We start from the raw sequence: 5,336 nt of genomic DNA on the forward strand, positions 1-5,336 counted from the left end.
TGTCTATAATGCGCACCTCTTCACCGCGAAACGCATTTGAGTTTCTGGTGTAGGCGAATTGAAGTTGTTGTTTTTGCAGTAGTTTTGAAGCGGATGCTGGTTTTGGTTGTTTCGGTGGTTGCGAAATAAGTTGAAGCTAGGGGTTGACGAGATAAGTTAAGTTGAACATAATCTCGCTTCTGTGCTGCAGGAACTGCAGCAGTTCTTTAAAAATTGAACAATCGATAAGTGTGGGTGCTTGATTGCTGCGACTGGTTGCTTCGGCAACGAAACAGTTTTTGCATTGATCAGGTGCTCATGTCAGTAAAATGATTTTGAGTACTTTGTAGGATTGAACTTAAGAGTTTGATCCTGGCTCAGATTGAACGCTGGCGGCATGCTTTACACATGCAAGTCGAACGGTAACAGGGAGCTTGCTCCGCTGACGAGTGGCGAACGGGTGAGTAATGCATCGGAACATGCCCAGTCATGGGGGATAACTACGCGAAAGCGTAGCTAATACCGCATACGCCCTGAGGGGGAAAGTGGGGGATCTTAGGACCTCACGTGATTGGAGTGGCCGATGTCAGATTAGCTAGTTGGTGAGGTAAAGGCTCACCAAGGCGACGATCTGTAGCGGGTCTGAGAGGATGATCCGCCACACTGGGACTGAGACACGGCCCAGACTCCTACGGGAGGCAGCAGTGGGGAATTTTGGACAATGGGCGCAAGCCTGATCCAGCCATGCCGCGTGAGTGAAGAAGGCCTTCGGGTTGTAAAGCTCTTTCGCAAGGGAAGAAATCGGCAATGCTAATATCGTTGTCGGATGACGGTACCTTGACAAGAAGCACCGGCTAACTACGTGCCAGCAGCCGCGGTAATACGTAGGGTGCGAGCGTTAATCGGAATTACTGGGCGTAAAGCGTGCGCAGGCGGTTGTGTAAGACAGGTGTGAAATCCCCGGGCTTAACCTGGGAACTGCGCTTGTGACTGCACGGCTAGAGTACGGCAGAGGGGGGTGGAATTCCACGTGTAGCAGTGAAATGCGTAGATATGTGGAGGAACACCGATGGCGAAGGCAGCCCCCTGGGCCTGTACTGACGCTCATGCACGAAAGCGTGGGGAGCAAACAGGATTAGATACCCTGGTAGTCCACGCCCTAAACGATGTCAACTAGTTGTTCGGAGAGGTAACTTTCTGAGTAACGCAGCTAACGCGTGAAGTTGACCGCCTGGGGAGTACGGCCGCAAGGTTAAAACTCAAAGGAATTGACGGGGACCCGCACAAGCGGTGGATGATGTGGATTAATTCGATGCAACGCGAAAAACCTTACCTACCCTTGACATGTCTGGAACTTGTGAGAGATCACTTGGTGCCTTCGGGAGCCAGAACACAGGTGCTGCATGGCTGTCGTCAGCTCGTGTCGTGAGATGTTGGGTTAAGTCCCGCAACGAGCGCAACCCTTGTCATTAGTTGCCATCATTTAGTTGGGCACTCTAATGAGACTGCCGGTGACAAACCGGAGGAAGGTGGGGATGACGTCAAGTCCTCATGGCCCTTATGGGTAGGGCTTCACACGTCATACAATGGTCGGTACAGAGGGTTGCCAAGCCGCGAGGTGGAGCTAATCTCTTAAAGCCGATCGTAGTCCGGATCGTAGTCTGCAACTCGACTACGTGAAGTCGGAATCGCTAGTAATCGCAGATCAGCATGCTGCGGTGAATACGTTCCCGGGTCTTGTACACACCGCCCGTCACACCATGGGAGTGGGTTTCACCAGAAGTAGGTAGCTTAACCTTCGGGGGGGCGCTTACCACGGTGAGATTCATGACTGGGGTGAAGTCGTAACAAGGTAGCCGTATCGGAAGGTGCGGCTGGATCACCTCCTTTCAAGAGAAAAGGTCGTGGTGATCAAGTATCCACAACTTATCGGTTGTTCAAAGCGCAAGAGCCTCGAGTGTGAGGGTCTGTAGCTCAGCTGGTTAGAGCACCGTCTTGATAAGGCGGGGGTCGTTGGTTCGAACCCAACCAGACCCACCAAACTATCGAAGGTGCGTTGGTCAGAATGGGGCTTTAGCTCAGCTGGGAGAGCGGCGGCTTTGCAAGCCGTAGGTCGTCGGTTCGATCCCGACAAGCTCCACCAGTTTCTGCAGCCTGGCCGCGGATCGCGGTCGATACATACACACACGAGGTTCGAGAAGTCAGTCATGCATGCCACGGTGGTGGTGTTTATGCCTGACTTCTCGGGAAGCGACAAGCTTCTCGATTGGCTCGCTCTTTAACAAAGTGGAAGAAGTAATGTGCAGCACATCCAACGGTGTGTTGCACGGGTAGCGTGATTGCATGGATTGCGTGCGTGGTGTCAGCGACGCGCGTAGTCCGCACAAACGAGTTCGACCTGTGACCGGGTCTTCGGACGGACAGTTCGAGGGTCTAAGGTTATAGGATCAAGCGACTAAGTGCATGTGGTGGATGCCTTGGCGATCACAGGCGATGAAGGACGTGCAAGCCTGCGAAAAGCGGGGGGGAGCTGGCAATGGAGCTTTGATCCCCCGATATCCGAATGGGGAAACCCACTCCGCAAGGAGTATCCCTGACTGAATACATAGGTCAGTGGAGGCGAACGCAGCGAACTGAAACATCTAAGTAGCTGCAGGAACAGAAATCAACCGAGATTCCGTAAGTAGTGGCGAGCGAACACGGATGAGCCTGCACGACTAAACCATCTAATTAGCAGAACGGTCTGGAAAGTCCGGCAACACAGGGTGATAGCCCCGTATGCGAAAATTAGGTGGCGGGTCTGAGCGTGCGACAAGTAGGGCGGGACACGAGAAATCCTGTCTGAAGATGGGGGGACCATCCTCCAAGGCTAAATACTCGTGATCGACCGATAGTGAACCAGTACCGTGAGGGAAAGGCGAAAAGAACCCCGGGAGGGGAGTGAAATAGATCCTGAAACCGCATGCATACAAACAGTGGGAGCCTCCTTGTGGGGTGACTGCGTACCTTTTGTATAATGGGTCAGCGACTTACGTTCAGTGGCGAGCTTAACCGAATAGGGGAGGCGTAGCGAAAGCGAGTCTGATAAGGGCGATTTAGTCTCTGGGCGTAGACCCGAAACCGGATGATCTATCCATGGCCAGGATGAAGGTGCGGTAACACGCACTGGAGGTCCGAACCCACTAATGTTGAAAAATTAGGGGATGAGCTGTGGATAGGGGTGAAAGGCTAAACAAATCCGGAAATAGCTGGTTCTCCCCGAAAACTATTTAGGTAGTGCGTCGTACGGACACTTGCGGGGGTAGAGCACTGTAATCGTTGGGGGGGTCACTGCGATCTACCCCGCGATAGCAAACTCCGAATACCGCAAAGTGATATACGGCAGACAGACATCGGGTGCTAACGTCCGGTGTCAAGAGGGAAACAACCCAGACCGCCAGCTAAGGTCCCAAATGCATGGCTAAGTGGCAAACGAAGTGGGAAGGCATAGACAGCTAGGAGGTTGGCTTAGAAGCAGCCATCCTTTAAAGAAAGCGTAATAGCTCACTAGTCGAGTCGTCCTGCGCGGAAGATGTAACGGGGCTCAAGCCATGAACCGAAGCTGCGGATGTGTCTTATGACACGTGGTAGGGGAGCGTTCCGTAAGCCTGCGAAGGTGTCTTGTAAAGGATGCTGGAGGTATCGGAAGTGCGAATGCTGACATGAGTAGCGATAAAGGGTGTGAAAAGCACCCTCGCCGAAAGCCCAAGGTTTCCTGCGCAACGTTCATCGGCGCAGGGTGAGTCGGCCCCTAAGGCGAGGCAGAAATGCGTAGTCGATGGGAAACAGGTCAATATTCCTGTACCGGTTCTAGATGCGATGGGGGGACGGAGAAGGTTAGGCCAGCCGGGTGTTGGAAGTCCTGGTTTAAGCGTGTAGGAGTACCCCGTAGGCAAATCCGCGGGGATTATCTGAGGCGTGATGACGAGTCTCCTTGTGAGACGAAGTGGTTGATACCCTGCTTCCAGGAAAAGCCTCTAAGCTTCAGTCTAGAATCGACCGTACCGCAAACCGACACAGGTGGGCAGGTTGAAAATACCAAGGCGCTTGAGAGAACTCAGGAGAAGGAACTCGGCAAATTGATACCGTAACTTCGGGAGAAGGTATGCCCCGGTAGCTTGTAGGAGTACATCCGAAGGGCGAAGGGGCCGCAGAGAATCGGTGGCTGCGACTGTTTATTAAAAACACAGCACTCTGCAAACACGAAAGTGGACGTATAGGGTGTGACGCCTGCCCGGTGCCGGAAGGTTAAGTGATGGGGTGCAAGCTCTTGATCGAAGCCCCGGTAAACGGCGGCCGTAACTATAACGGTCCTAAGGTAGCGAAATTCCTTGTCGGGTAAGTTCCGACCTGCACGAATGGCGTAACGATGGCCACACTGTCTCCTCCTGAGACTCAGCGAAGTTGAAATGTTTGTGAAGATGCAATCTACCCGCGGCTAGACGGAAAGACCCCATGAACCTTTACTGTAGCTTTGCATTGGACTTTGACGGGACTTGTGTAGGATAGGTGGGAGGCTTTGAAGCGGGGACGCCAGTTCTCGTGGAGCCAACCTTGAAATACCACCCTGGTGTCGTTGAGGTTCTAACCCAGGCCCGTGAATCCGGGTCGGGAACAGTGCATGGTGGGCAGTTTGACTGGGGCGGTCTCCTCCCAAAAGGTAACGGAGGAGTTCGAAGGTCTCCTAGGTACGGTCGGACATCGTACTGATAGTGCAATGGCAAAAGGAGGCTTGACTGCGAGACCGACAAGTCGAGCAGGTGCGAAAGCAGGACATAGTGATCCGGTGGTTCTGTATGGAAGGGCCATCGCTCAACGGATAAAAGGTACTCTGGGGATAACAGGCTGATTCCGCCCAAGAGTTCACATCGACGGCGGAGTTTGGCACCTCGATGTCGGCTCATCACATCCTGGGGCTGTAGCCGGTCCCAAGGGTATGGCTGTTCGCCATTTAAAGTGGTACGTGAGCTGGGTTTAAAACGTCGTGAGACAGTTTGGTCCCTATCTGCCGTGGGCGCTGGAAGTTTGAGTGGACCTGCTCCTAGTACGAGAGGACCGGAGTGGACGCACCTCTGGTGTACCGGTTGTCACGCCAGTGGCATCGCCGGGTAGCTAAGTGCGGAAGAGATAACCGCTGAAAGCATCTAAGCGGGAAACTCGCCTCAAGATGAGACTTCCCTGGGGCCTAGAGCCCCCTGAAGGGTCGTGGAAGACCACCACGTTGATAGGTCGGGTGTGGAAGCGCAGTAATGCGTTAAGCTAACCGATACTAATTGCCCGTGAGGCTTGATCCTATAACCTTACACACACAGTCGATA

Annotated in this window: 2 tRNA genes and 2 rRNA genes; all 4 read left to right on the forward strand. The window is 53.4% G+C overall.

What is annotated here, in order from left to right:
* Window positions 1-333 precede the first annotated feature (333 nt).
* The 4 genes from J5J83_RS17000 (at window position 334) to J5J83_RS17015 (ending at window position 5,312) form a co-directional block, all read left to right on the forward strand.
* Window positions 334-1,869: ribosomal RNA gene (locus J5J83_RS17000) — 16S ribosomal RNA — on the forward strand.
* A 73-nt stretch (window positions 1,870-1,942) separates the two neighbouring features.
* Window positions 1,943-2,019 (forward strand) — tRNA-Ile (locus tag J5J83_RS17005).
* 27 nt (window positions 2,020-2,046) lie between these two features.
* A tRNA-Ala gene (locus J5J83_RS17010) sits at window positions 2,047-2,122 on the forward strand.
* A gap of 302 nt (window positions 2,123-2,424) precedes the next feature.
* Window positions 2,425-5,312, forward strand: a 23S ribosomal RNA gene (locus tag J5J83_RS17015).
* The 16S and 23S rRNA genes sit together here with 2 tRNA genes alongside, the layout of an rRNA operon.
* Window positions 5,313-5,336 lie beyond the last annotated feature (24 nt).

The organism is Azoarcus sp. L1K30 (assembly GCF_018122735.1).
Lineage (GTDB): Bacteria > Pseudomonadota > Gammaproteobacteria > Burkholderiales > Rhodocyclaceae > Parazoarcus.